Annotated in this window: 25 protein-coding genes; 15 read left to right on the forward strand and 10 right to left on the reverse strand. The window is 60.7% G+C overall.

From position 1 onward, the window contains the following. The first annotated feature begins 6 nt into the window (after positions 1 to 6). The 5 genes from HMPREF2562_RS06645 to rfbA all read left to right on the forward strand — a co-directional run bounded on the left by HMPREF2562_RS06645 (position 7) and on the right by rfbA (position 5,611). Positions 7 to 1,695 (forward strand): cytochrome c biogenesis protein ResB, encoded by a 1,689-nt coding sequence (locus HMPREF2562_RS06645; RefSeq protein ID WP_070546362.1) that lies wholly within the window; start codon positions 7 to 9, stop codon positions 1,693 to 1,695. Positions 1,696 to 1,867: 172 nt separating this feature from the next. Then, entirely contained in the window at positions 1,868 to 2,878 is a 1,011-nt protein-coding gene (ccsB, locus tag HMPREF2562_RS06650) for a c-type cytochrome biogenesis protein CcsB (RefSeq protein ID WP_016421998.1), read from the forward strand. Positions 2,879 to 2,930: 52 nt separating this feature from the next. Then, entirely contained in the window at positions 2,931 to 3,923 is a 993-nt protein-coding gene (gene rfbB, locus HMPREF2562_RS06655) for a dTDP-glucose 4,6-dehydratase (RefSeq protein WP_016421999.1), read from the forward strand. Positions 3,924 to 4,025: 102 nt separating this feature from the next. Continuing rightward, positions 4,026 to 4,715 carry a dTDP-4-dehydrorhamnose 3,5-epimerase family protein gene (locus HMPREF2562_RS06660; RefSeq protein ID WP_016422000.1) on the forward strand — a complete coding sequence of 230 codons (690 nt, stop codon included), beginning with the start codon at positions 4,026 to 4,028 and terminating at the stop codon, positions 4,713 to 4,715. A gap of 20 nt (positions 4,716 to 4,735) precedes the next feature. Continuing rightward, positions 4,736 to 5,611, forward strand: coding sequence for a glucose-1-phosphate thymidylyltransferase RfbA (rfbA, locus tag HMPREF2562_RS06665; protein WP_016422001.1), 876 nt, complete (start codon positions 4,736 to 4,738; stop codon positions 5,609 to 5,611). Here the strand turns inward: rfbA and HMPREF2562_RS06670 are convergent. Next, positions 5,608 to 5,874 (reverse strand): hypothetical protein, encoded by a 267-nt coding sequence (locus HMPREF2562_RS06670; protein WP_016422002.1) that lies wholly within the window; start codon positions 5,872 to 5,874, stop codon positions 5,608 to 5,610. The genes rfbA and HMPREF2562_RS06670 overlap by 4 nt on opposite strands. Positions 5,875 to 6,067: 193 nt before the next feature. Between HMPREF2562_RS06670 and HMPREF2562_RS06675 the strand changes: the two genes are divergently transcribed. Then, positions 6,068 to 6,427 (forward strand): DUF4229 domain-containing protein, encoded by a 360-nt coding sequence (locus HMPREF2562_RS06675; protein ID WP_016422003.1) that lies wholly within the window; start codon positions 6,068 to 6,070, stop codon positions 6,425 to 6,427. Here HMPREF2562_RS06675 and HMPREF2562_RS06680 read toward each other — a convergent pair. From HMPREF2562_RS06680 to menE, 3 genes are read right to left on the reverse strand one after another with little or no spacing between them, the layout of a single operon-like run. Next, on the reverse strand, positions 6,424 to 7,584 hold the full coding sequence (locus HMPREF2562_RS06680; protein WP_049192983.1) for an alpha/beta fold hydrolase: 1,161 nt from the start codon (positions 7,582 to 7,584) through the stop codon (positions 6,424 to 6,426). The genes HMPREF2562_RS06675 and HMPREF2562_RS06680 overlap by 4 nt on opposite strands. A gap of 9 nt (positions 7,585 to 7,593) precedes the next feature. Further along, positions 7,594 to 8,490 (reverse strand): 1,4-dihydroxy-2-naphthoate polyprenyltransferase, encoded by an 897-nt coding sequence (locus HMPREF2562_RS06685; RefSeq protein ID WP_016422005.1) that lies wholly within the window; start codon positions 8,488 to 8,490, stop codon positions 7,594 to 7,596. Between the two features lie 56 nt (positions 8,491 to 8,546). Then, positions 8,547 to 9,695 carry an o-succinylbenzoate--CoA ligase gene (gene menE / locus HMPREF2562_RS06690; RefSeq protein ID WP_048732378.1) on the reverse strand — a complete coding sequence of 383 codons (1,149 nt, stop codon included), beginning with the start codon at positions 9,693 to 9,695 and terminating at the stop codon, positions 8,547 to 8,549. Positions 9,696 to 9,797: 102 nt separating this feature from the next. On the opposite strand from menE, the gene msrA reads away from it, so the two are divergent. Beyond that, positions 9,798 to 10,454 carry a peptide-methionine (S)-S-oxide reductase MsrA gene (gene msrA, locus HMPREF2562_RS06695; RefSeq protein ID WP_048732380.1) on the forward strand — a complete coding sequence of 219 codons (657 nt, stop codon included), beginning with the start codon at positions 9,798 to 9,800 and terminating at the stop codon, positions 10,452 to 10,454. Between the two features lie 99 nt (positions 10,455 to 10,553). Beyond that, on the forward strand, positions 10,554 to 11,735 hold the full coding sequence (locus HMPREF2562_RS06700; protein ID WP_016422008.1) for a YkvI family membrane protein: 1,182 nt from the start codon (positions 10,554 to 10,556) through the stop codon (positions 11,733 to 11,735). Positions 11,736 to 11,758: 23 nt separating this feature from the next. On the opposite strand, the gene HMPREF2562_RS06705 is transcribed toward HMPREF2562_RS06700, so the two are convergent. The 6 genes from HMPREF2562_RS06705 to HMPREF2562_RS06730 form a co-directional block, all read right to left on the reverse strand. After that, positions 11,759 to 13,192: an ABC-2 family transporter permease gene (locus HMPREF2562_RS06705; protein ID WP_070549784.1), complete on the reverse strand. Its 1,434-nt coding sequence runs from the start codon at positions 13,190 to 13,192 to the stop codon at positions 11,759 to 11,761. Further along, positions 13,189 to 13,932: an ABC transporter ATP-binding protein gene (locus HMPREF2562_RS06710; protein WP_049172353.1), complete on the reverse strand. Its 744-nt coding sequence runs from the start codon at positions 13,930 to 13,932 to the stop codon at positions 13,189 to 13,191. Before HMPREF2562_RS06710 ends, HMPREF2562_RS06705 begins: the two co-directional genes overlap by 4 nt. Positions 13,933 to 14,048: 116 nt before the next feature. Then, positions 14,049 to 14,735: a response regulator gene (locus tag HMPREF2562_RS06715; RefSeq protein WP_246815967.1), complete on the reverse strand. Its 687-nt coding sequence runs from the start codon at positions 14,733 to 14,735 to the stop codon at positions 14,049 to 14,051. A 73-nt stretch (positions 14,736 to 14,808) separates the two neighbouring features. After that, positions 14,809 to 16,038 carry a sensor histidine kinase gene (locus HMPREF2562_RS06720; RefSeq protein WP_049192988.1) on the reverse strand — a complete coding sequence of 410 codons (1,230 nt, stop codon included), beginning with the start codon at positions 16,036 to 16,038 and terminating at the stop codon, positions 14,809 to 14,811. 33 nt (positions 16,039 to 16,071) lie between these two features. Beyond that, positions 16,072 to 16,752 carry an alpha-ketoglutarate-dependent dioxygenase AlkB family protein gene (locus HMPREF2562_RS06725; protein ID WP_070546371.1) on the reverse strand — a complete coding sequence of 227 codons (681 nt, stop codon included), beginning with the start codon at positions 16,750 to 16,752 and terminating at the stop codon, positions 16,072 to 16,074. Positions 16,753 to 16,768: 16 nt separating this feature from the next. Continuing rightward, positions 16,769 to 17,551 carry an SDR family oxidoreductase gene (locus HMPREF2562_RS06730; RefSeq protein WP_070546372.1) on the reverse strand — a complete coding sequence of 261 codons (783 nt, stop codon included), beginning with the start codon at positions 17,549 to 17,551 and terminating at the stop codon, positions 16,769 to 16,771. 141 nt (positions 17,552 to 17,692) lie between these two features. Here HMPREF2562_RS06730 and arfB point away from each other — a divergent pair, with 141 nt between their 5' ends. From arfB to HMPREF2562_RS06765, 7 genes are all read left to right on the forward strand, one after another. Next, positions 17,693 to 18,136, forward strand: a complete 444-nt coding sequence (gene arfB, locus HMPREF2562_RS06735; protein ID WP_070546394.1) for an alternative ribosome rescue aminoacyl-tRNA hydrolase ArfB — start codon at positions 17,693 to 17,695, stop codon at positions 18,134 to 18,136. Between the two features lie 41 nt (positions 18,137 to 18,177). Further along, the gene (gene pdxY, locus HMPREF2562_RS06740; protein ID WP_222865278.1) at positions 18,178 to 19,104 is read left to right on the forward strand and encodes a pyridoxal kinase PdxY; all 927 of its coding nucleotides are present in this window, start codon (positions 18,178 to 18,180) and stop codon (positions 19,102 to 19,104) included. 223 nt (positions 19,105 to 19,327) lie between these two features. After that, positions 19,328 to 20,998 carry an ABC transporter substrate-binding protein gene (locus HMPREF2562_RS06745; protein ID WP_016422017.1) on the forward strand — a complete coding sequence of 557 codons (1,671 nt, stop codon included), beginning with the start codon at positions 19,328 to 19,330 and terminating at the stop codon, positions 20,996 to 20,998. Positions 20,999 to 21,133: 135 nt separating this feature from the next. Next, entirely contained in the window at positions 21,134 to 22,072 is a 939-nt protein-coding gene (locus HMPREF2562_RS06750; protein ID WP_224783768.1) for an ABC transporter permease, read from the forward strand. Then, positions 22,065 to 22,892, forward strand: a complete 828-nt coding sequence (locus HMPREF2562_RS06755) for an ABC transporter permease (protein WP_016422019.1) — start codon at positions 22,065 to 22,067, stop codon at positions 22,890 to 22,892. Before HMPREF2562_RS06750 ends, HMPREF2562_RS06755 begins: the two co-directional genes overlap by 8 nt. After that, positions 22,889 to 23,839, forward strand: coding sequence for an ATP-binding cassette domain-containing protein (locus tag HMPREF2562_RS06760; protein ID WP_016422020.1), 951 nt, complete (start codon positions 22,889 to 22,891; stop codon positions 23,837 to 23,839). The genes HMPREF2562_RS06755 and HMPREF2562_RS06760 overlap by 4 nt, the downstream gene beginning before the upstream one ends. After that, on the forward strand, positions 23,836 to 24,588 hold the full coding sequence (locus HMPREF2562_RS06765; protein ID WP_016422021.1) for an ABC transporter ATP-binding protein: 753 nt from the start codon (positions 23,836 to 23,838) through the stop codon (positions 24,586 to 24,588). The genes HMPREF2562_RS06760 and HMPREF2562_RS06765 overlap by 4 nt, the downstream gene beginning before the upstream one ends. Positions 24,589 to 24,613: the final 25 nt, after the last annotated feature.

A 24,613-nucleotide genomic window follows, 5' to 3' on the forward strand; every position in this document is an offset into this window, starting at 1 on the left:
TTTTCGATGTCGGTGAATTGGAATAAGGTACGACAGCCCTTCCAGCAGGTCTGGAACTGGTTGACCAGCATGCGCACAGCGCTGATTCTGCTGTTCATCCTCGCTTTCGCAGCGGTTCCGGGCGCCCTGTTGCCACAGCGCTCGCTGAATAAGGACAAGGTCGACCAGTATCTAGCCGCCAACGGCAAGACCGCCGAGATCATGGATAAGCTGCAGCTTTTCGATGTCTTCTCGTCCGTCTGGTTCGTCGCCATCGTGGCATTGCTGCTGATTTCCCTGGTTGGCTGCATTATTCCGCGCACCATCGACCACTACAAGGCCATGAAGACGCCACCGGCCAAGGCGCCGAAACGGTTGGCGCGTCTTCCGCTTCACGACGAAGCCGTGGTCGATGCCTCTGCGGATGAAGTTTCTAAGCGGGTGCGTGAGCGCCTGAACAAGTGGGCGTTGACCGAGACTCCAGCAGATGAAGATCGCGCTGGGGCACGATCCTTTTCCGCGGAGAAGGGATACCTGCGTGAGTTTGGCAACCTGGTGTTCCACCTGGGCATTGCGCTGCTGATTATCATCGTCGGCTTGGGCCGCATGATCTATTACGAGGGTCAGGTCATTTTGCTGACCAACACCGGCACCGAGATTTCTGACGACAACGTCAATAGCGCGGTGGGCGTTCCGTTCTGTAACACCGCTGCTGCGAACTATGACTCGCTGCGTGCTGGCAACACCTTCGACGGTACAACTCTGAACCCGTTCTGTATTCAGGTCGATGACTTCTTCGCCGATTACCTGCCGAACGGTCAGGCCAAGATGTTTACCTCTCATATCCGATTCGCAGAAGAAGAGGATATGCGCAAGCCGGTCGATGAGTGGGAAAAGACCACGCTGCAGGTCAACCACCCTCTGCGCATCGCCGGTGACCGCGTCTACCTGCAGGGGCACGGCTTTGCGCCTGCGTTCAAGGTGACCTGGCCGAATGGCGAGTCGCGTACGTCGATTGTCCAGTTCCGTCCGGATGATCCGACCTTCTTCCTGTCCTCTGGTGCGCTGCGCTTCGACCCACCAGCAGGCATGTACCCGGACTTGTTCGAGCGCCGCCAGAACCAGATTGCAATCGAGGGACTGTTCGCTCCGACCGCGGAGTTTACTGGTGAAAAGGGTGCTCTGCTGCAGTCCTCTTACCCGGCGATGCAAGACCCGGCCGTGGCTGTCGACATCTACCGCGGCGACGCGGGCTTGGACACCGGTCGTTCGCAGGGGCTGTTTTCCCTCGACCGCGATCTGATGCACTCGGGTCAGCTGGCTAAGGAAGCCCGCGTCAACCTCAAGCAGGGCGAATCCACCGAGCTTGCCGACGGCACCAAGATTGAATTCCTCGGTGCGAAGGAATTCGTCAACTTGCAGGTTTCGCACGATCCCACGCAGTTCTGGGTGCTGGTGGCAACTGTGGCCGCACTGGCGGGCATGGTTCTTTCGTTGGGCATTAAGCGCCGACGTGTTTGGGTGCGCATGTTCCCGCTGGAAGATGGCCGCACTCGCGTTGAGTTCGGTGGCCTTGCCCGCACCGACAAGGCAGGTTGGGGCGAGGAGTTCCAGTACATCGTAGATGACATCCTGGAACGTGACAGTGATGACGAGGATGCTGCTGACAACAATGCTGCGACCGACGAGAGCGCGGACGACAAGGACAAAAGCTAACTGACCACTAAGTCTGGTCCATCATTACTGCAGGGTGAATGCGCGGGGGCGAGAATTGCGCCTCCGCGCATTTTTGCGTCCCCCGTGTCCCCGGTCCCCTTTTGCTTAGTCCTGCTTTAGTACTAGGGTTTGAAGAAGTATTCCGCTAATTCCACACTTTGGAGCCAAGTACATGCTCGTCAATAAGACACTGGCGCAGTTTTCGGACTGGTCGTACTTCACGGCCTTCGCCTTTTATCTTGTGGCCTTTGTTATTTCCATTGCCTACTACAGTCGTCGTATCGCGGCCGCTGAAGCGAAAAGCCAGGTTGCGGAACGCGAGCTGGTAGCCGCCGGTGCGGGTGAGGGAGCTACCACCGCTAGTGTTGCTGACTCGGGGGAGTCGGCGACGAAGTCGTCGGCAAGCGAGCCTAAGAACCAGGTGCTGACGAACCGACTCGGCGTTGTGACGGAAATGCTGATTTACGTCGGGGTGGCCGTGCACTTTGCATCGGTGCTGCTGCGTGGCCTGGCCGTGCAGCGTTTCCCGTGGGGCAACCTCTACGAGTACGTATCAGTTTCAATCCTCTTTGCTATGGCAATTGCAGCTGGCGTACTGCATCGTGAAACCATGCGTGTGTTCTGGCCGTGGCTGTTGGCTCCGATTCTGGCGCTGATGTTTTACGGTGGTAAGAACCTATATGTTGAGGCTGCTCCGGTGGTGCCGGCACTGCAGTCGATTTGGATTCCGGTTCACGTCTCGATTATTTCTATCGGGTGCAGTATCGCACTGATTTCCGGTGTTGCCTCGATTCTCTACATGCTGCGGATGTACAACCGCGAGGGCAAGGAAAAGGGCTTCCTGGGCAAACTGGTCGCGCCGCTGCCGGATGCTCAAAAGCTGGATGCGATTGCTTACCGCACCGCTATTTGGTCCTTCCCACTGTTCGGTCTGGGCATTGTGCTGGGCGCTATCTGGGCCGAGTCCGCATGGGGTCGTTACTGGGGCTGGGACCCGAAGGAGACCACGGCGCTGATTACCTGGATTATCTACGCCCTGTACCTGCACGCTCGCGCGACTTCGGGTTGGCGTAATACCAAGGCCGCGTGGATCAACATCTTCGGTTTTGCCACCATGGTGTTCAACCTCTTCTTCATCAACCAGGTGGTTTCGGGCCTGCACTCCTACGCTGGTCTGAACTAAGTCTTCACACTTGTACAAAGCCGGCATCGCCGGGTGAACTAGAATCGCTTCCATGCGCGTTCTCGTCACCGGTGGTGCCGGCTTTATTGGTTCCAACTTCGTTCTCCGCACTCTGGCTACACGGCCCGATGTGAATGTCACGGTGCTGGACGCTTTCACCTATGCCGCGAACCCTGCGAGCTTGGATGGCGCGGACTGTGAAATCATCCGCGGCGATGTTCGTGACGCGGAGCTGATCGATCGCCTCGTGCCCCGCTTCGACGTGGTCGTCCACTTCGCCGCAGAGAGCCATAACGACAATTCGCTGGTGGATGCCGATCCCTTCGTCACCACTAATGTCATGGGCACCGTGAATCTGGCCAAGGCTTGCGCCACCCACGACGTCCGCCTTCACCACATCTCCACCGACGAGGTCTTCGGCGATCTCGCTCTCGACGATCCAGCACGCTTTACGACGGCCACCGCGTACAAACCCTCCAGCCCCTACTCGGCCTCCAAGGCTTCAGCGGATCACTTTGTCCGGGCGTGGGTGCGCAGCTTCGGGTTGGTTGCGACGATTAGTAACTGCTCGAACAACTACGGGCCGAGGCAGCATCCGGAGAAGCTGATTCCCCGCCAGATCTGTGGTCTGTTGCGCGGTCGTAGCCCTCGCGTGTACGGCACTGGCGAGAATGTTCGGGACTGGATTCACGTCGATGACCACAACGACGCGGTCTGGGCAATCTTGGATTCTGGCGAGGTGGGGGAGACCTACCTGATTGGTGCCGATGGCGAGCGTTCCAACCTCGACGTGGTCGGAGACATCCTGGAGGGCTTCGGTCGTGAGCGGTCCGACTTTGTCCATGTCACTGACCGCCCGGGGCATGACCGTCGTTATGCGATTGACCCCGCATCCATCCGCAGCCTTGGCTGGCAGCCGCGCTACCAAGACTTTTCCGCGGGGCTCGCCGAGACCATCGACTGGTATCGCGCCAACGAGTCCTGGTGGGCGGCGGCCTACGATGCCGCTGAGGCTGGCTACGCGGAGCGCGAGCAGGAGTTGTAGTTCGCTGCTGGGGCATGCCTAGCGAACCCTCAACGCACACTCAGTGCACACTCAACGCGTGCCACAGCCTCAGCCCGGGCGCCCCGTCTACACTTGTTACCCATGAGCCCTAAGAGCACATTCCAGCCCACTTCTATCGACGGCGTTTTCACCTTCGAACCGGTCATCCACGGCGACAGCCGCGGTAGTTTCCACGAGTGGTATCGCCTCGACGCATTCGCCGAGGCCACGGGCTACCCGTTCTTCCCGGAGCAGGCCAACATGAGTGTCTCCGCCGCAGGCGTTGTCCGTGGCCTGCACTTCGCTGACGTCAGCACCGCGCCAGATGGCCACCCCGGCCAGGCGAAGCTGGTTACTTGTCCCGCGGGCCACATCCTCGACATTGCGGTTGACCTGCGTCGCGGCTCCGATACCTTCGGCAAGGTCGAGGTTTTCGAGCTCGACAGCAAGACCCGCCGAGTGGTCTATCTGCCCAACGGCATCGGACATGGCTTCGTCTCGCTTGCCGACGACTCTGTGCTCACTTACCTCACTTCCACCGGTTACAACCCGGAGGCAGAGCGTGCTGTTAGCATCCAGGACCCGACTCTCGGAATTGACCTGGCTGCGCTGCTGGCCAAGGGTGGTCTCACCGACGCGGACATGATTCTCTCCGAGCGCGATCAGAAGGCTCCGACTATCGAGCAGTTCGAGGCCGAGGGCAATAAGCTCCCCAGTGAGTTTGACTGCAAGGATCTTGAGAACATGGCTCGCGACGAGTGGGCAATCGCCAACGAAGCGGCCGGGCAGTAAGGCAGAAAGGCGCGAGCACTATGAAGGGCATCATCCTCGCAGGTGGTACGGGCTCTCGGCTGTTTCCCATCACACTTGGCGTAAGCAAGCAGCTGGTTCCCGTCTATGACAAGCCGATGATCTACTACCCGCTGAGCACGCTGATGCTAGCGGGAATCAGGGACATCCTCGTCATCACCACGCCACATGATGCCCCGCAGTTTGAACGCTTGCTTGGCGACGGCTCGCAGTGGGGCCTCACCCTCACCTTTGCCACCCAAGACGAGCCCCGTGGTCTCGCTGAAGCGTTCATCATCGGTGCGGACCACATCGGCGATGACTCCGTTGCCCTCATCCTCGGCGACAACATCTTTTACGGTGCTGGCTTGGGCACGCAGCTGCGCCGCTTCCATAACGTCGATGGCGGAGCGATCTTCGCCTACTGGGTCGCAGATCCCACAGCCTATGGAGTCGTGGACTTCGACCAAAGCGGCAAAGCCGTGGCGATCCAGGAGAAACCGAAGAAACCACGCAGCCATTTCGCGGTGCCTGGTTTGTACTTCTATGATGCCGAGGTTGTTGAGATAGCTCGCTCGCTGCAACCGTCGTCACGCGGCGAATTGGAAATCACGGATGTTAACCGCGCCTACTTGGAGCGCGGGAAACTGCAGGTAGAGGTGCTGCCGCGCGGCACGGCATGGCTGGACACGGGCACGGTGGACAATCTGATGGCCGCGGGTGATTTCGTGCGCACGATTGAGCAGCGGCAGGGGCTAAAGATTGGCTCGCCGGAAGAGGTGGCGTGGCGCATGGGATTCATTGACGATGCTGCGCTTAGCGCGCGTGCCGACGCCCTCAGCGCCAGTGGCTACGGGGAATATCTACAGCAGTTGTTGCTGCGTGGCAAGGACGTTTAGTCAGTTTCGCCGGGATTATCGGGGTTGTCGTCCTGCTCCCGTTCGCGCCGCTCCTGCAGCTCCTGCTCACGTTTACGGCGATCGAATTCGGCCTTCTTGAGCTTCCAGAGAAACTCCGGATCATCGTCGGGAGCGAGCGGACGGGGTTCCGGTTGCGGAGCGGAAATACGTCGCATGCCGTTGCCGCGACTGCCGGGGCCAAATGCCTTCCACAGCATGACTACGACAAGGATGATGAACAGCAGCAGAATGAGCCGACCCATGTAATAGCTAACCTCCTGGATTTACCGACTAGAATACGCAACGAGTCCCGTAGTGCCCACGAGGGGTATCGCACTGCATGCGGTACGGCGTACAGAGTTCGTTAGGGTACAAAGGAACGTTGGACACGAACAGCCATGGACGCTAGCAACGCCCGGGCACAGCACAGGCGTAACACGTAGAGGTGAGGGTTTAATGACCAATCCAGCAGAGCAGGACAAGTTGGCTTCTGAGGCTCAGATGCCAGCAGCTCCGGTGACCAAGAATGCTGGTCGCGGCAATGCCATGAAGGGGCTGTTCTGGTACGGCCTTGCTCGTCTGCTGCTATTCCTAGTGCTGTTCTTCATTCTGCTCGTGATTATCTACCTCGTTAATGTGCAGATTCCGGCTGCAATTACGGCTGTGTTCGCACTGATTATTGCGATGCCGCTGTCGGTTTTTGTGTTCCCGAAGCTGCGCGTCCAGGCCAATGAGTCTGTTGCAGTGTGGTCGGAGAACCGCCGCGCGCACAAGGAATACATTGCGCAGCAGATTAAGGACCGCGAGGAAAACTAGCGCACCTTCTCCAGGGCCCGCTCGATAGCCCGGTTCACCGCTTCCGGAGCCTCGAGCGGCAACATGTGGCCGGCCCCGTCGACTTCAACCAGTTCGGCGTCCGGCCACTTTTCCATAATTAGGTCTGCTTGCTTGCGCGGAGTGACATCGTCCTTCGTGCCCACCAGTACCGCTCCTGGCAAGCCCTCCAAGTAAGGCCCGGATGCGAACTCGTCGTGATCCTGCAGGTCGTCGAGATATCCCACGAAAGTTTCCAGCGGTGTTTCATTAATCATGGCCGCGTGGAACTCGATGATCTCGTAGTCCGTGCGCCGGGCGAACACCGCCACCGCCAACGACGGCGCCATCAGTGACGCGATTGCCTCGCGGAACTTGCGAATCTCCTTCGGCGAGGACTCAATTGCATTGCGCGCCGCATCCGCCACCGGGGACGCCAGAATCTGCGGCACACCCTGGGCGGCCAGCTTGTCGATAGACGTGGAAATCAACACTACGCCTGCTATCCGACGGCGAATGCTTTCCTCGGCAGCCCGCACCATGTGCAGTGCAATCAAACCGCCTAGCGAATGCCCAACCACGATGAGTTTTCCGGTCGCGGCACGCTCGGCGATCACGGCCAGCGCATCGGCCGCAGCCCCTTCGACCGTGCAGAGTGAAGCCGGAACCGCTCCGGTCTGGCCGTGGCCGCGCAGATCCATAGTCAACAGGCGTGCTTCCGGGTGCGACTTGCGCAGCGCGTTGAACTGCCGGTACCAGGACTCACCAGCCAGGGTGAAGCCGTGGACGAAGACGATGGTCACGGGTTCTTTGGCGGGTTCGCTAGGTTCAACCTCGTACCAGTGCACCGGAATATCGGTGGTGACAGCATCCGGCTTGTCGCTGGCCTTCCGCTCGTCGTCCTTGGCCGCAATCTCGGCCGTGACCGGTGCGGTCTTGATATGCACCACGCCGGTTGACGTGAGATCGGTGAGTCCCGGTTCACGGGTCTGCGAATGCAGCGCACCGTGCTCCAGCGCCAGTCGGCGGCGTCCCGATTTGGTCAAACGCAGAGCAGCGCTGCGGGCGAAAGCTGGAGCCTTGGCTGCTGTGTCGCCAACTCGGGTTGCGGCCTCCTGGACGTCGTCAAGCGCCTTGTGCGTCAGTGTGCGGAAGTCCATCGGTACCCCCTAGCTGAGCGCGAGTGCGAGTGCCGTAATGACGGACCAGGCAAGCATCATCTTGCCGGTAAGCCCCAGTACCGGGATGAGCTCCTTGCCCTTCTTATGCATGCGAATTGGCTCGGAGGCCTTCACCCACAGCGGCACGATGAGCAGACCCACCAGCGCCCATGGGCGCCAGAAAGCGATAAAGCTGCTGGCCAGCGCGGGCATGAGGGAGAGAATCTGCCAGACGATGCGGGTGCGGAAGTCGCCCAGGCGAACTGCCAAGGTGATCTTGCCGGTAGCGGCGTCGGTGGGGATGTCGCGCAAGTTGTTCGCCAGGTTCACGGCAGAAGACACCGAACCAATACCAATTGCGCAGGCCAGGCCGACCCAAGACAGCGAGCCCGTCTGGGTGAATTCCGTGCCGAGCACCGCGACGAGACCGAAAAAGACGAAGACCGAGACCTCGCCAAGTCCGCGATAACCGTAGGGATTTTTACCGCCGGTGTAGAACCACGCAGCCGCGATGCACAGTGCACCGACCAGAATGAGCCACCACGCGCTCATCAGGGACAGCGCCACACCGGCAAGACCGGCGACACCAAAGGAACCGAACGCCGCGTACTTCACAACCTTCGGCTCGACCAGACCAGAACCCGTCAGGCGCAGCGGGCCCGAGCGGTCATCGTCAGTGCCGCGGATGCCATCGGAGTAGTCGTTGGCGAAGTTCACGCCCACAATCAACGCCCACGCGACAACCAGCGCGAGCACCGCACGTCCCCAGATAATCGGCGCGTGCGTCGATGCCGCTCCGACACCGACGATGACCGGCGCAAACGCATTCGCCCAGGTATGGGGGCGCGCGCCTTCCAGCCAATCGCTTAACGACGCCGTTGCAGGACTCTTTGGTGCTTCAGACATGAATTAATAATAGGACGTGACACCAAATGCCTTGAACTAATGCGTGTCTGAATGAGCTAAAAGAGCGCCGCGACTTTCTTCCGGTCGACCTTGCCCGGACCAATCAGTGGCAGGACCTCCACGCGACGCAGGTCCTTGGGAATCATCCAGTGATTGATTCGCCCGGCGTCTTCAGCATCGCCGAGCCCGTCCATGACATCGCCGAGCTCAGCGATGCCTTCATACGCTGCGACGATAGCGTGGCCGAGCCTTGGGTGTGGCACACCGACCACGCAGGCTCCCGTAACTCCATCGATGGCGAGCAGTTCACGTTCGAGGACTTCGGGGTGCAGCTTCAACCCGCCGGAGTCGATGATGGTGTCCAGGCGTCCCGTAATGACTAGTCGGCCATCGTGGATCTCGCCCGCATCGGAGGTGGCGAACCAACCTGGTTTATGGAAAGCCTCGTGACTGGGCGCGTTGCGGTAACCGTGTGCAATCATCGGTCCGCCCAGCCAAACGCGACCATTTTCGATGGCGACCTGTGCACCTTCGATGGGCTGTCCGTCATAGACGCAGCCGCCGGCTGTCTCGGAGGAACCATAGGTGGTCACGACGTTGATGCCGAGTTCTTCGGCGCGCGCTGCCACCTGCGGGTTCAAGGCTGCGCCGCCGACAAGGACAGCATCAAACAGGCGCAGGGCTGCCGCGCCAAAGGGTTCTTCCATGGCCTTGGCCAGCTGCATCGGAGCCAGCGAGGTGTAGGCACGGTCGCTGGTGAGGGCCTCGGCGCCGTCGGCGAATGCGGCCACATCAAAACCGTCGGTCACATCCACACACACCGGATTCGTGCCCGCGAGCAGCGAACGAATGAGAACCTGCAGGCCAGCGATATGGTAGGCCGGCATCGCCAGCAGCCACTGCCCTTCACCGCCGAGCCACTGATGTGTAGCGGTAGCAGAGGAGACCAAGTTATCCACCGTCAGCTGTGCACCCTTCGGTGTGCCGGTGGAACCGGAGGTGCCGACAACAAGCGCGATGGATTCATCAATTGGCTCACCTGCGCGTTGCGAGTTCCGCAAGATTGAGGCGCGCGTGCCGTCGTGAAGCGGAACGGGAAGAAGAGAGACCTCACCGTCCAGCGCAGCGCGGAGGTCGGGCAGGATGGCGGTCGGGTTGTGGGGATTGATGGAAAGCAGGCTGAGCGTACGCACAACCCAAACCATAGTCGGTGTTATTCCGTAGTTTCTGGTGGCGAGGTCGGAACAATCGTGGCCTCGGGCGCGTTGCGCAGACCAAAGACAGTCATAGATAGAAAGGCGTCGAAGATGGGTTGGATTTTTGGTAGATCAGCGGAGCTGGTGCCGGAAGATGAGGCGCTAAAGGGCGGCTCGCACCCGGTGTTGGAAAATCCGAAGCCGCATGCGGTGCTCGGCACGCCGATCACCGGCCCATGGGAGGAAGGCCAGGAGGTCGTCTACATCGGGATTGGCTGTTACTGGGGTGCTGAGAAGCTGTTTTGGGAAACACCGGGCGTGCTCAGCACATCGGTCGGGTTCGCCGGGGGCATGACGCCGAATCCCACCTACCGCGAGTCCTGCACCGGACGCACCAACCACACCGAGATTGTGGAGGTCGTCTACGACCCGGAGCAGATTAGCTTCGACCAGCTGATCGCCAAGGCCTTCGAGGCCCACGATCCCACGCAGGGCTACCGCCAGGGTAATGATGTCGGCACGCAGTACCGTTCCGCGATCTACACGACGACGCCCGAGCAAGCGCGCCGGGCACAGGAGATCGCCGATGCCTACGCGCCGAAGCTTGCCGACGCTGGCCTGGGGGCCATCACCACGGAGATTAAGCCACTCGCGGAGACCCCGGCAGGGGAGTACTACCGGGCTGAGGATGAGCATCAGCAGTACTTGTTTAAGAATCCGAACGGCTACTGCCCAGTGCATTCGACCGGCGTGGCCTGCGGAATTTAAAGGCGAAACTTCGTAGAACGCTTAATTGCGATTAGTAAAACTCACTGAGAAAAGTAAGGTGGTTATATTAATCCGATAGTCGAATAGGAGTGAACCCTTGTGGTGAAGCAAGTACTGCGCGTTGCATTTGCCTTCGTCGGCGTGGTCGTCGGCGCGGGCTTTGCGACGGGTCAGGAAATCATGCAATACTTCGTCGCCTTTGGCATCAATGGTGTCTGGGGTGCCGTTCTCTCAGCGGTAATCATGAGCCTGATGGCGATGATCATTTTGCAGCTGGGAAGCTATTTTCAGGCCAGCGAGCACGGCGAAGTTTTCCGACGCGTATCGCACCCCATCTTCTCGCGAGTACTGGACATTGGCGTGATTATCACGCTCTTCGCCACCGGGTTCGTCATGTTCGCCGGTGCCGGTGCCAACATGGAGCAGCAGTGGGGCATCCCTGTGTGGATCGGTGCCGTAATCATGGTGTTGGTGACCATTGCAGCCGGTTTCCTCGATGTTGACCGAGTGACCACAGTGATCGGTTCCATCACGCCGTTTATCGTCGGCTTTATCCTGCTGGCCAGTGTTTATACGCTGGCGTTCACCGATGCCACCCCGGCCGCGGAGCAGGCAGCTGCCGTTGCGGAAGTCCCGACTACCCTGCCGAACTGGGTTGTCGCCGCAGTGAACTATGTTGGTTTTAACCTGATGGTTGCGGTTTCCATGGCGATTGTTATTGGCGGTAGCCTGTTCAATCCCCGCGCCGCTGGAGCCGGTGGGTTTACCGGTGGTTTGATTTACTCCGCGATGCTGCTGATTACCACCATCACGCTGTTCCACACTGTTGGTACTGTCGCCACCGATGCCGTGCCAATGCTCACCGTCATTAATCGACTGCACCCGTGGCTGGGCCAGGCCATGGCCGTGGTAATCCTTGGCATGATCTTCAACACGGCACTTGGCATGTTCTACGCACTGGGGCGTCGCGTCACCGCAAATCACCCGGAAAAATTCAAGATTGTCTACGTCGCGCTGGTCTTGCTCGGTTTCGCCTTGAGCTTCATGGGCTTCCAGAACCTAATCGGTTGGGTCTACCCAATCCTGGGCTACATCGGTCTGCTGCTCATTACTGTCATGCTTGTTGCCTGGTTGCGCGGCCGCGAGCGCATCAGTGAAGAGACTTCCCGCCGCAAGCGCATCTTCCGCCTGGTCCGCCGTGGCCGGAACAAGGAGGCCCGCGAGGAGATTGAAGACTCCAACCTCAGTGTCGAAGAGGTCCGCGAGGCGATCGAGGAGTAGGTGGGCTGCTCGTAGCGCCGCCGTCAGTCTTGGGATCGGATCGCTTTCAATGATGTCGCCCGAGCCCAAGCCACGAACGCCGCCATCACAATGGCGGACACGAGAACCATCACTGGCCACCGATCGGGGTAATCACGGACTACCCAAGTCCATCCCCATTCCGAGGTCCACCACAACGGTGAGGCGCTGAGGACATCACCGCCAACCATCACCGCCCAACCGCCGAGCGCGACCGAGACAAAGATTGCGGCCGCCACACTTCGACGCGCAATTAAGCCGGTCACGGCCACAATCATCGCGGCCACAAGAGACGCGATTACCGCCTGGTACGGCCAGGGGTTAATGCCCGTCTGGCTATTGGTCTCGCCGCCTGCACCACTGATAACCACCGCAACCACCAGCACCGGCAGGAGAAACGCCATATCCAAGGCAAACAGTCGGAGCGTGATGCTGCGTCGCGCACGCCGATGCATCAGTGCTGGCCAGGCATCGGCTTGCGAAGTCCATGTCATGATGGCCACCACGGTTGCGGCCGTCGGCACGCAGACGAAACTCAGCAGCCCCAGCGCATACTCCGGGTTCCACACCACACGCACGACCGCAAGTCCGGCAAGCATCAGCGCTGCGAGACTCCACCAGGTGCGCCAGGGAAGGGTCGCGCTCATGCCATGGCTTAACGACGAAGTGCTGCGTTCCCGGCCCGTCGGCAAGCTGAGAGATTTTCCGTGCGCAAGCAATGCGATGGCAAATAGACCTAGCCCGAGGAGTAAATGCAGCAACGCGGGCGGCAGGATGGCGATGTTCCAGATCTCGCTGTCGGCGGGAGCCGAGATGGAATTAGCCTGCACTCCGTGGATAGGTAACGTTGGGCGGATTGCCCAGGTCCACGGGAGAACTTTCCAGTTTGGGCTCATGGCGTCCAGTGTTCCTGCGATGGCCCAAGCGATGGAAGCGAGCGGAGCGAGGAAGAGAGCTGCGCGTGGCACAAGGCGCCATAGGGCAAGGCCGAATGTCCAGAAGACGAAGAATGACAACGTGCTAAAGAGCGTGAATTGCAATGCGGTGCTCACGCTCCGGGCAAGGAGTGCAGCCATCAATGCGTGACCGAGGGCCGCGGAGGCAATGACAGTGGCTGCGCGGGCAAGGAGCACTCGAGTGCCCGAGATATTGCGCCAGATTAGGCCGCCTTGGCGGAGTTTTTCTTCACGGTTTTGGCCGATGACGGACGTAATAGCAGCCAGGGGAGGAAGCAGGATAAGCGAGTAGATGTGGGCGCTCGCCATGGCGGTGGCGTCAACGCCTCTAGAAAAGACCATGCTGACCAGAGCGATTGCCACCATGATGATGGGAAGAAACATGGTGAGTGACCACTTTGCCCGCAGTAGCTCGGCGCGGAAGTAGCGGCGGGCAGGAACGGTGCGCGTGTTAAGAGTGCGCGTGTGCGGTTGAGTGCTCATCGGGCAACACCTACTGCGGTGAAGAAAGCTTGCTCGAGGGATTGACCAGCAGCCGCAAAGTCAGCCAGCGGGCCTTCGTAGACCAGTCGGCCACCAGCAAGGACGCCAAGGTGGTCAACGCTCTTCTCGACCTCTCCGAGTTGATGGGAGGACACCACGACGGCCTTGCCACTAGCGGCAAGATTTCGCAACAAGGTGCGCAGGCCCACGATAGCTTCGGGGTCGAGGCCGTTGGTGGGCTCGTCGAGAAGCACAATGTCGGGGTCGGTGAGCAGCGCCATCGCCAGGGAAAGACGAACCTTCATGCCCGTTGAGAAAGCGCGGCCACGCTTGTTACCAGCATGAAGCCCGACCAAGTCGAGGACTTCGGCGATACGGCTCTTGTCCGTGCCGGTCAGATGTGCGTGCACTTTGAGATTGTCGGTGGCTGAGAGCTGTGGGTAGAACGCCGGGCCATTGATGGAGGCGCCGATGCGGTCCAGGTCGACAACGGACCACGGGTGTCCCGCGATGCTGATTTCACCGGAGTAGGGAATTAGCCCAAGCACCGTGCTCATCAACGTGGATTTACCTGCGCCGTTGAGTCCCAATAGCCCGTAGACCTCGCCGGCGCGGACGTTCATATCGAGGCCGTTCAGGACAGGTTCGTTCTTGCCGTAGGAGACAGTGATGCCGCGCAGCTGGAGGAGGGGAGCGGCGGCGTCTGCGGAAGGGCCTGAGGTGGGGGTTGGTGCGTTCATGCCTTAAGTAATAGGAGTGTTTGGCACGGTTCGCGCCCTCCCTGAGGATGAGGTGGCGGAAATATCCTCCCTAGGGAGGAGGCGATAGCGAGGATGACGGTACCAGCGAGGAGAAGCTACAGCAGCCCGTTTTTCGCAGCCCAAATGACAAGATCCACGCGACTGCGTGAGCCTGTCTTGGTCAACAGGGATTTCACATGGGTTTTCACTGTCGTCGTGGCGACAACCAACCTGCGAGCAATTTCGTCATTGGAAAGCCCTTGGCAGACGAGGTTCAAAATCTCCTGTTCGCGGGGTGTGAATTGGGTTCCTGTGTGAGTGGGGTCTGAGTCAGCGCCATGTGTCGAGAACGCTCTCGCTGGCTGTCCTGAGTGCGGTGCGCGCGGTGAAACATGCCGCAACACCATCGGCGTCACCTTCGGATCGATGACTCCTTCACCACGGTGGATACGCATGATGGCCGAAAGCAGCTCACGGGGATTGGAGTCTTTGAGCAAAAAGCCTGCGGCCCCAGCTTCTAAAGCGCCGAGCACCAGGTCTTCTTCGCGGAAAGTGGTCAGTACCAAGACTTTTGGAGTGGAAGCGCGAGCCGCACCTCCGGACGGCACGCCTTGCACAATCTGTCGTGTGGCCTCGATACCGTCCATCACGGGCATTCGAATGTCCATGACGACCACATCGGCTCCGGAGGCACGACGCACAGCCTCGGCGCCGTCGCCCACGGCACCAATGACTTTCATCTGCGGGTGGGCATCAATAAGCTGCGCGAAAGACTGCCGAATCAAAGCCTGATCTTCAGCCACTAATACTCGAATTACATCCATTGCTCGTCTTTCTCAACAGGATTGACAGTCAGCCCTGCTTCGGTCGAACCGCTTACAGCCGAATACTGACGCGGAACATGCCGTCGCTTTCACCATAAGTCATCTCGCCACCGAGCTGAGCCACGCGTTCTTCCAGACCAATCAGGCCAGCGCCAGCTCGCTTCCTGGGTTCCAAAGTTTCGCTCTCAGCCCGGTTTGCAGTCACCAAATGAACCCGCGCCGGGCTGTCATCAGCATCGGCAGGTGGATCGATTACCAGTGCCAGCTGACCAGCGCCCGATGAGTGCTTGGCCATATTCGCGGCCAACTCCGTCACTGCCCGCACCAAAGTCAAACGCTTCGCGAGTGGCCAATCCGCCAGGTCTCCATAAGACTCCGGCAGAGTCACCGAAACATCGCGACCCGGCGGACAAACTGCCGCAACCAGACGCGGAATCTCATTCGGGTCAGCGCTAATCTCGCCGCCATCACGTAGCGCATCGACAAGCGCATGCACATCCCGCAACGATTGGTCTGCGGTCTGGGCAATACCTTCCAGCGTAGTCTTTTCAGCAGCGGATTCCGCTCGTGAGCCATCCATCTCCGCCAGGTACAGAGCGGTTTGGGCCTGAACCTTAATAGAGGTGAGTCCGTGCCCCACGACGTCGTGAAGCTCCCTGGACAACTCCAGCTTGTTGAGCGCCACGACGTTCTCCAACTCCGCGGCATGTTCCTCGGCGTTGATGCGCAGCCATAGTGGCACTGCGTACGCGCTCGCCGTGATAAGCACCGCCGGTAGTCCGAAGACCAATAGTCGTTCCGGGGTAAAGCCGAAGGCAGGAACTGCCGGGTTGAGGAAGCTGCCAATCAACCCTAAAAACAGCCCAACGATGCCCCAGGTGCGATTCGGTTCCCACCTGGTCACAGCCCATAGAGATAGTGGGGCAGCAACAATAATGGGGTCTAGCCCAAGGTTCACTGGGGATAGCCACACCAGCAAGGCGAGACCCGCTAGGGCACTGTACGTAACCACAAACGATGCACGCACTGCTTTACGACGAAACGCTGCGGCCCCGGCAATCATCGCGGACAGAATCACATTGGTGACATAAGTAAAGCTCGGGCCATAAGTAAGTAGCGGCGTCATGCTCAACCAGCAGCACAGCAGGAAAGCAGTCGCAATAGCGAGATCGGCAGTTGGGAACGAGCCGACAAAGAAACGTACCCGGCTGCGCCAGTCGAGTGGGGCAGGGGTCTGCGCGGTGGCAGGCTGTGCGTGCATGGAGGAAGCGGTGCGCTGCATGTGTCTAGGCTAGCGGTCGGTGGCTTGCGCGGTTTAGTGTGAGTTTTCCACTTGCCGGAATGTGATGTTGATGCGGCCCTCTTTAAGCCCGCACCCTTCCGGCAGCGTGCCCGGACGAGTCTTGGGCACACCATGAAACGCAAGCCGCTTCGGACCACCAAACACAATCACATCCCCGCTGGCGAGAGTCACGTCATCCCAGGGTTTGTTGCGGTTTTCAGTCCCGCCAATGCGGAACAGAGCCTCATCGCCGATAGAGAGTGACACAATCGGGGCAGGGTAGTTTTCGTTTCGATCCTGGTGCATCCCCATGGTGGCCCCGGGCGGGTAGTAGTTGACCAACGCCATGTCGGGCCGAAAAGTGGTGGGCCACTGGCTGAGGGATTCGTCGTAAAGCGCGGCAGCGCCGAGTGCTTCGGTAGCGAGCTGTAGCAGGTTGTCAGGCACGGGCGGGACGCGAACGCCGCCTGCGTGCGTGACGTAGCGGTAGGGATTGGTGGCCCACATGCGGCCGAGATGCAGCATAAAGACCTGCATCTGGCCACTTTTGAGCTGCGGGCGAGTCATGGCCAGGGGAGTGCCGGCAACGTCGCGGGCGATGTCGCGGAGTTGCGTGATGATGCCCGCCTGCCGGTCCAGGGGAAGCCATCCCGGCAAATGAACAACTCCCGGCGTGATGCGGGCATCGTCGCGCGGGAGTTGATCGAAGAGCATAGGTCTAGTTTGCCTCTTAACCCGCGATGATTGCGTTAACCGGGCGGGAAAGGAACTGCGGACCAATCTTGCCCAGGTAGCGCAGGATAAAGTCTGCCGCCGACACCGAGTAGAAGTGACGCTGGCGCTCAATGAAGTTCTGCGGGTGCGTTGCCTTCCACACAGCATCAGCGACTTGGTTCGGCGTAATGCGCACGCCAAGACGACGGGTGGAACCGGCGGAAACGTCCGCCAGCTTGGTCTTCGCCCACAGCGGCATGATTGCGACGACGCGGATCTTGTCCTTGCGCCACTCCAGATCCAGAGCCTGCGTCAGACCAGAGACGTAGAACTTCGACGCGGAGTACGGCGCGATGTGCGGCTGGCCGTAAATGCCCGAAGCCGAACCCATGTTGACCAGGTGAGACCCCTTAGTGCGCTTCAGGTACGGGTGCGCCGCCTTCGCGCCCAGTGTCAGGCCGGTGCAGTTGATGTCCACCTGCGCGCGGATAATCTCCGGTGACTGGTCAGTGATATCGCCATCGCCGATGATGCCCGCGTTATTGTCCAGCACCGTCAGCTTGCCGCCGGTGTGGGAGGTGAAGTCCGCAAGCGCGTCCTCCCACTGCTTAAAGTCCGTCACGTCCAGCTTGCCGACGATTACCTCCGGGCGCTCAGCCTTGAGCTTCGCCAGGGCATCCTCATTGATGTCGTAGACGCCGACGGTCCAGCCTGCAGCCAGGAACTTCTCGGCCACCGCGCGGCCAATGCCCTGCGCGCCGCCGGAGATGAAAATGGACGGGGAATCAGAAGTGGCCATGGTGTCTCAATCCTGCCTTTTCTTGCTGTTTTTATAAGTGGATAAATGTTATTTGCCAGCTTAGGTGAGCATTTGTTGTTTAACAGCGGATTGGAGGAAACGGGACCCGATCACAAACGCGTCCTGACTACACTGGCCACCATGAAACCCCTGAACATCCCACCAGGTCCCGGCATCCCAAAGGGCCTCGTCATCCCCGCGGCGGAGCTCACCGAACGCTTCGCGCGCTCCGGAGGGCCGGGCGGTCAGGGCGTTAACACCACGGATTCCAAGGTGCAGCTATCGGTCGATATCGCCGAGCTCAGCGTGCTTTCCGACGTCTACCGCCGCCGCGCTCTCCAGAACCTCAGCCACCGACTCGATGGCACGACACTCACCGTGTCGGTTACCACGCAGCGCTCCCAGGTACGCAACCGCGCGGAAGCCAGGCGGCGCTTAGCGGAACTCATCCGAGAAGCTGTGCAGCCACCGCCTCCGAGGCGCCGGCGGACTCGACCGAGTCGGGCCTCGATTGCCCGTCGTAAAGCGCAGAAGCAGCGCCGCTCCGAGCTCAAAGCCAGCCGACGTCGCCCCAGCGCCTACTAGGGAATATGGGATTTTCGTGCATCCGTTGCAATATAGATGGTATGAGCGAAAACCAGGCCCCTACTGAAAAGGCAGCTGAAACTGTCGCGGAGTTCAACCGCGTGCCCTCGATTCTGTCCATCCAGTCGCATGTGAGCTATGGCCACGTGGGCAACTCCGCTGCGGTCTTCCCGCTGCAGCGCGCAGGTTTTGAAGTGTGGCCGGTCCACACCGTCGATTTCTCCAACCACACCGGCTACGGCCAGTGGCGCGGCCCGATGATTCCGGCCACGGATGTGCGCGAGGTTATCAAGGGTATCGATGAGCTGGGCAAGCTTGACGACGTCGATGCGATTATCTCCGGTTACCAGGGCGGTAGCGATATTGCGGATGTCATCATCGAGGCCGTGGCGATGGCCAAGCAGCGCAACCCGAAGGCCATTTACTCGTGTGACCCGGTGATGGGAAATGCCAAGAGCGGCTGCCACGTCTCGGATGACATTCCGCCGCTGCTGCGCGACAAGGTTGTGCCGGTGGCAGACGTGATTACGCCGAACCAGTTCGAGCTGGGATACCTGACGGGCCGCGAGGTCAACGACCTGGAGTCCACCATTGCGGCAGCCCATGCTGCTCGTGAGATGGGCCCGGAGGCCGTGTTGGTGACCAGTGTGCTGCGTCCGGAGCGCAAGGAGGGCGAGATTGAGATGCTCGCCGTCAATGGTGCGGGCGCATGGCTGGTGGCGACGCCGTACCTGCCCCTGAAGCGCAACGGTTCCGGCGATGTCGCGGCTGCGCTGTTTGCAGGCAACCTGCTGCGCGGTCGCGGTATTTACGGTGACCTTTCGGTCGCGTTGGGTAACACAGCGGCCAGTATCTTTGAGCTGCTGAAGGTCACGCACGAGTCCGGCTCTGGCGAGCTGGAGCTCGTGCGCGCGCAGGAGGCCTACGTTCACCCGGAGCAGCGTTTTGAGGTTACGAAGGTAGCGTAGCGCTTTATAAGCGAATATAGGGGGGGAGTCGATGGCGGCAGCACTTATGTGTTGCCGCCATCGTCGTACCAGGTCTTCGGGATTTTTCTGCCTTTTACCTGGGTTCTAAACATTTGCGCAACAAGAAGAAAAGATTTTGAACCATTGAAATAAAGTTTCCAATGAGTAGATAATGAAAGCGGTTACTACTTAGTTGTGCCTATCCTTCAATAAAGGGGAGTAAATGTTTTCTACCCGCACGGGGCGAACCCTGGCTGTCTCGGTCTCTGCACTTGCGATTTGTGGCCTCGGGTTGACCGCCTGTTCGAACCCCGATGATAAGTCCGCCTCCGGTGCCGCCGGGGACTCCGGCGCCAGCGCCGAGCAGACCCTGGTCCTGCTGGATAACAACGAAACCGGCGGATACAACCCGGTTGCTGGTTACAGCAGGTCCGGCGATTCCCCGGTCTACGAGGGCCTTTTCCGGCTCAAGCCGGTGTCGGGTGACACCTCCACGAAGCCCGTCGACTTTGAGCCTCTGCTAGCCTCCGGCCCCGCCGAGCCGAGCAATGGCAACAAAACGTGGACCGTTCCAATCAAGGACGGAATCACCTTCTCCGACGGGACCACCTTCGGGCCGGAGGACGTCGTGGCGACCTACAAGGCCATCCTCGACGAGCGCTCGGCCTCCTCTGAGGCTCCGAACTGGGAAATGCTCGATGAGGTGCACGCCGACGGAGACAAGGTCGTCTTCGAGCTGAATATCCCGTACGCGGAATTCGATCACCAGCTCCTCAACGGCATCGCCCCGTCGGAGGCCTTCAACTTCGATGATTTGAAGCCCGCCGAGGACTCAGATCTCAATACCAAGCCCGTGGGAACTGGCCCGTTCAAGCTCGAATCTTTGCGTGCCGACGAGGCCATCTTCACGGCCCGCGAGGATTATCACGGCGGGGCCCCTGAGCTGAAGAAAGTCATTTACCGAGTCAATCAGGACGAAAACTCCCGTGCTCAGCAGCTGCGCGGCGGCGAGGGCGACGGAACCATTATGGAGCCGGCGTTGGCGCAGGAATTTGAAGGCCAGGAGGGATTCAAGGTCGAGTCGGCGCATTCGGCGGACTGGCGCGGAATCACCCTTCCAGCGGGCAACCCGGTCACCGGTGACCAGGCAATCCGCAATGCGGTCAACCTGGCTGTCAACCGTGAGGCCATGGCGAAAGACGTGATGAAGGGCCACGCGAAGCCGAACTCCACCTTCCTCGCGGACTTCTACGGCGACGCCTACGACCCGACCGCCGAGATCAAGCACGACACCGCGAAGGCCGAGAAGCTTCTCGACGACGCCGGGTGGAAGAAGGGCTCGGACGGCATCCGCGTCAAGGACGGCCAGCGCGCCGCGTTCGATGTCATCTACTTCCCGAACCGCGATCACGCCCGCACAGACCTGACGTTGGCCGCAGCCTCCGACCTGAAGAAGGTCGGCATTGAGGTCAATCCGGTCGCCCGTGATTCCAAGTCTGTCACCCGCGAGGACTACGCCAAGACCCCGGTCATGCTGGGAGGAGGCGGTACCCCGTACTCCGTCGACGGCCAGATCTACTCAATCTTGCACTCCAAGTACGCTGAGCCGGGTGCCGGTGCCAAGTGGGATAACGGCTCCGACTACGTCAACCCGGAGATCGACAAGCTGCTCGACCAGGCGCGCGTCGAAGCGGACCAGGCCAAGCGAGACGAGCTCTACCGTAAGATTCAGAAGCTCTACGCCGAAAAGCCCGCCATGCTGCAGCTGGTCTACGTTGACCATGTCTATGTCGAGCGCGACCGTGGCTACACGCACCCGGATGCCATCCTTGAGCCCCATGCCCACGGCCTGAACTTCGGCCCGTGGTTCAACCTGGGGGCATGGCACAAGTAAATGACAAAAGCCGAGCCACACCCACGTCCTCACCCTCGCTCGCGCCCGCACTCACACCCGCGTCTACACCCCTCTGAGCATCAACCCCGTTTCAAGAGCCGGAAACGGCAGGTCGCAGGAATCGTCGTGAGGCGAGTGCTGGTAGCCGTTCCCATCGTTGTGGCGGTGACGGCAGCAGTGTTCGCGCTGGCGGCGGTGAGCCCCTTCGACCCTTTGGATGCGTATCTCAAAGGTCAGGCGGGCAACCTGACCGAAGCGCAGAGAGTCTCGATTTCTCACCAGTTGGGGCTGGATAGGCCCTGGTGGGAGTCGTGGTTGGTGTGGCTGCAGGGCCTGGCGGTGGGCGACCTTGGCATTTCGAGGTCCTACTCACAGCCGGTGACGCAGGTGCTCGCCGAGCGTCTGCCGTGGACGATGCTGCTCGGCGCCTGCGGACTTGCCGGAGCTATCGCGCTGTCATTCGTTCTGGCACTGTGGGCTGCGGTGCGGCGCGGGGGAGTGCTAGACCGGCTAGTCCTGTCGATCTCGACGGTGATTCAGGCGACCCCGCCCTTCGTCGTTGCACTCGGCGGCCTCGGCCTTTTTGCGTTGGCCTGGAAGCTATTTCCCACCGGAGGCCTGACCTACCCGGGCGAGCCCGTGACTTTCTCCTCTACAGTGGCGCACCTTACGCTGCCAGCTGTCGTTCTTGCGATTACGCAGGTGCCGTGGCTGGTGCTGTCGTTGCGTGAGTCCATCGTCGAGGTCATGGACTCCGGCGCGGTCACCGGAGCGCAGGTCCGCGGCATTCCGCGCCGAACGATCATTTTCTCCCATATCCTGCCGACCGCAGTGCCGCCTTTCCTCGCGCTCATCGGCGCGCGACTGTCTGAGCTGGTCGTCGGATCGACACTGGTGGAGGCGGTCTTCGCGTGGCCTGGGCTCGGAACCGCGCTGGTCAAATCGGCTCAGAGCTTGGACTTTCCGCTGCTGAGCATTCTCACTATCGCGACGACGGCTATCGTCCTGCTCGGAAATCTGCTTGCCGACGTCGCCTTCGTCGTCCTCGACCCACGGGTGGATGCAGATGCTTAAAACGACAAAGAGGCCGGTCGCCCCGGTCGTGGCCGTGGCGTGCCTGGTCCTCATCGCTGCCTACGCCTTTTTAACTCCGCTGTTTCACGACTCCGACCTGGTGCTCACCGACTTCGCCAATTCCGGTGTCGCCCCGGGGCCTGAGCACTTCTTCGGTACCGATTCGAAGGGGCACGACGTTTTCGTTCGAGTTGCTGCGGGAATGCGCATTTCCCTTTTCATTGCACTGGTCACGGCAGTGTGCTCGGCGATCGTCGGTATCGTCCTCGGCGTTACCGCAGGCATGCTCGGCGGGCGCGTCGACCGCGTCATTATGCGCAGCGCCGACGTCACCAACGCGCTGCCGCACCTGCTACTGGGGCTGCTCATCGTCAGCCTTTTCCGAGGCTCGGTCCCCGCAATCATCATCTCCCTGGTACTGACGCACTGGGTGACCATCACCCGAACGGTCCGTGCGTCCGTGCTGCATCTGCGGGGCGCCGAGTTCGTCGAGGCCGCGCTCCTGTCCGGAATGAGCCGCGCACGCGTGCTAGCTCGGCACGTTGTTCCGGCGGCACTGGGGCAGTCCTTGGTCGGCCTTATCTTGCTGATCCCGCACGCAATCTGGCACGAGTCGACGCTGTCTTTCCTTGGGGTGGGCCTGCCGCCGCACAAGCCGTCTCTCGGGACTCTGCTTGCCGACGCCGAGGGCGCCCTGCTTCTCGGCCATTGGTGGATTTTGGTGTTTCCCTCGTTTTTCCTCGTCGCCACAACGTTGTGTATTGCGGCCGTCGGCACGCATTTGAAGGAGCGGGTGACCGGACAGGAGGTGCTGGTGTGAGTGCTCGGGAGGGCGTCGGCAAGCGAGAGAAGCTGCTGGACATTGAGAGACTGACAGTGCGGATTCCCCTGCGCGGTGGTGACGTGGTGCATGCCGCGACGGGCGTGTCCCTGACTGTGGGTAGGGGAGAGGTCGTCGCGGTTGTGGGTGAGTCGGGCTGCGGAAAGTCGATTATTGCCTCGGCGGTGGTTGGCATGCTGCCGCCGCACGCGAGAGTAGAGGGGCAGGTGCGTTTCTATCCGCGCGAAGGGGCAGCTGACAGTGGTGCAGAAGCGGAGAGGAACGCCGAGCCCATCGAAATTCTGGCGCGGCGACGTACCGGCGCGGGCCTTGCTCGCACTGACGAGGAGCTGGCGGGGCGGCAAATCGCGCTAGTACCGCAGTCGGCGGCGACGTTTTTGACACCGGTGCGCACGGTCGGGGCACAGCTAAAAGAAACAATTTCCGTTCTGGGACGCAACCACACGGTGGAGGAGATGCTGCGGCGAGTCAGCCTGGATGCGGAGGTCGCGGCGCTGTATCCCCACGAACTTTCCGGGGGTATGGCGCAGCGCGCAGCAGTGGCATTCGCCCTGGCTGGCGACCCTGCTCTGGTGATTGCTGACGAGCCGACGGCCTCCCTCGACCCCGACCTGACCATGGCCCTGCTGCGCATGCTTCGCCAAATCGCCGACAGTGGTGTGGGAGTCATGCTAATTACGCACGACATTTCCGAGCTGCGCGATAGCGGCATCGCCGACCGAGTTGCAGTGATGTACGCATCGCGCCTTGAGGAGACGGGACCGGCAAAACAGGTGATTGAGGCCCCAGCCAGCGAATACATGCGCGACCTGCTCGCAGCGCTGCCCGAAAACGGCATGCGGCCGATGCCCGGCGTGGTGCCGAGCTTGACGAACCTGGACGAGGACTATTGCTACGCGCGCAGGCTCGAGGAGGCGGGGAAATGAACGAGGAGGCTGTGGTGAGTAAGGCGTTGGTGAGTGAGCAGGCTTCGGTGAGCTGTGACGCGCAGGCGAGTGGCAAAGCGCTGGTCGCCGAGAACGTGTCGAAGTCATTCGGCGCCAAGGACGGCTCTGCGAGAGTCGTTTTATCGGACGTTTCCATCAGGGTTGATCCAGGGCAGATCGTCGGGCTTCGTGGGCCTTCGGGGGCTGGCAAGTCCACGCTCGGCCGTATCCTCGCAGGCCTGGAAGTGCCCGATTTAGGGCAGTGCTTCTGCGACGGGGTGCCGGTCGGCGCTGTGCGCAGCCGCGCCGGGCAGCGGGTTCGTGGCCAGATTGGGATGGTGTTTCAGTCTCCCCGAAGGTCCTGCGACCCGCGGATGACTTTGGGGCGCACCATTCGCTCAGCCGCACGACAGGGGCGGCAAGGGCGACGGGATGGTCAGCGAACCGGGAAAAGTGTGGACATCGACGAGCTCATCCGAAACGTTGGGCTGACTCCGGACCTTCTCGATCGCTTCCCTAGCCAGGTCTCAGACGGGCAGCTCCAGCGTGCCGCAGTCGCTCGCACCCTGGCCGCCGGTCCACGCTACCTCATCTGCGACGAGATGACCGCCATGCTCGACGCCGCCAACTCCGCGGCAATCGTCGAGGTCATCCGGGATTTCGCCGTATCTGGCGGCGGTGTTCTCATGATTAGCCATGAACACAGGCTTCTCGCCGCCGTGTGCGACGGCGTCGTCGCCTTAGAGTAGCGATATTGCTTAGCGCCCAGCTTGG

This window comes from Corynebacterium sp. HMSC077G07 (assembly GCF_001809225.1).
Classification (GTDB): Bacteria; Actinomycetota; Actinomycetes; order Mycobacteriales; family Mycobacteriaceae; genus Corynebacterium; species Corynebacterium jeikeium_D.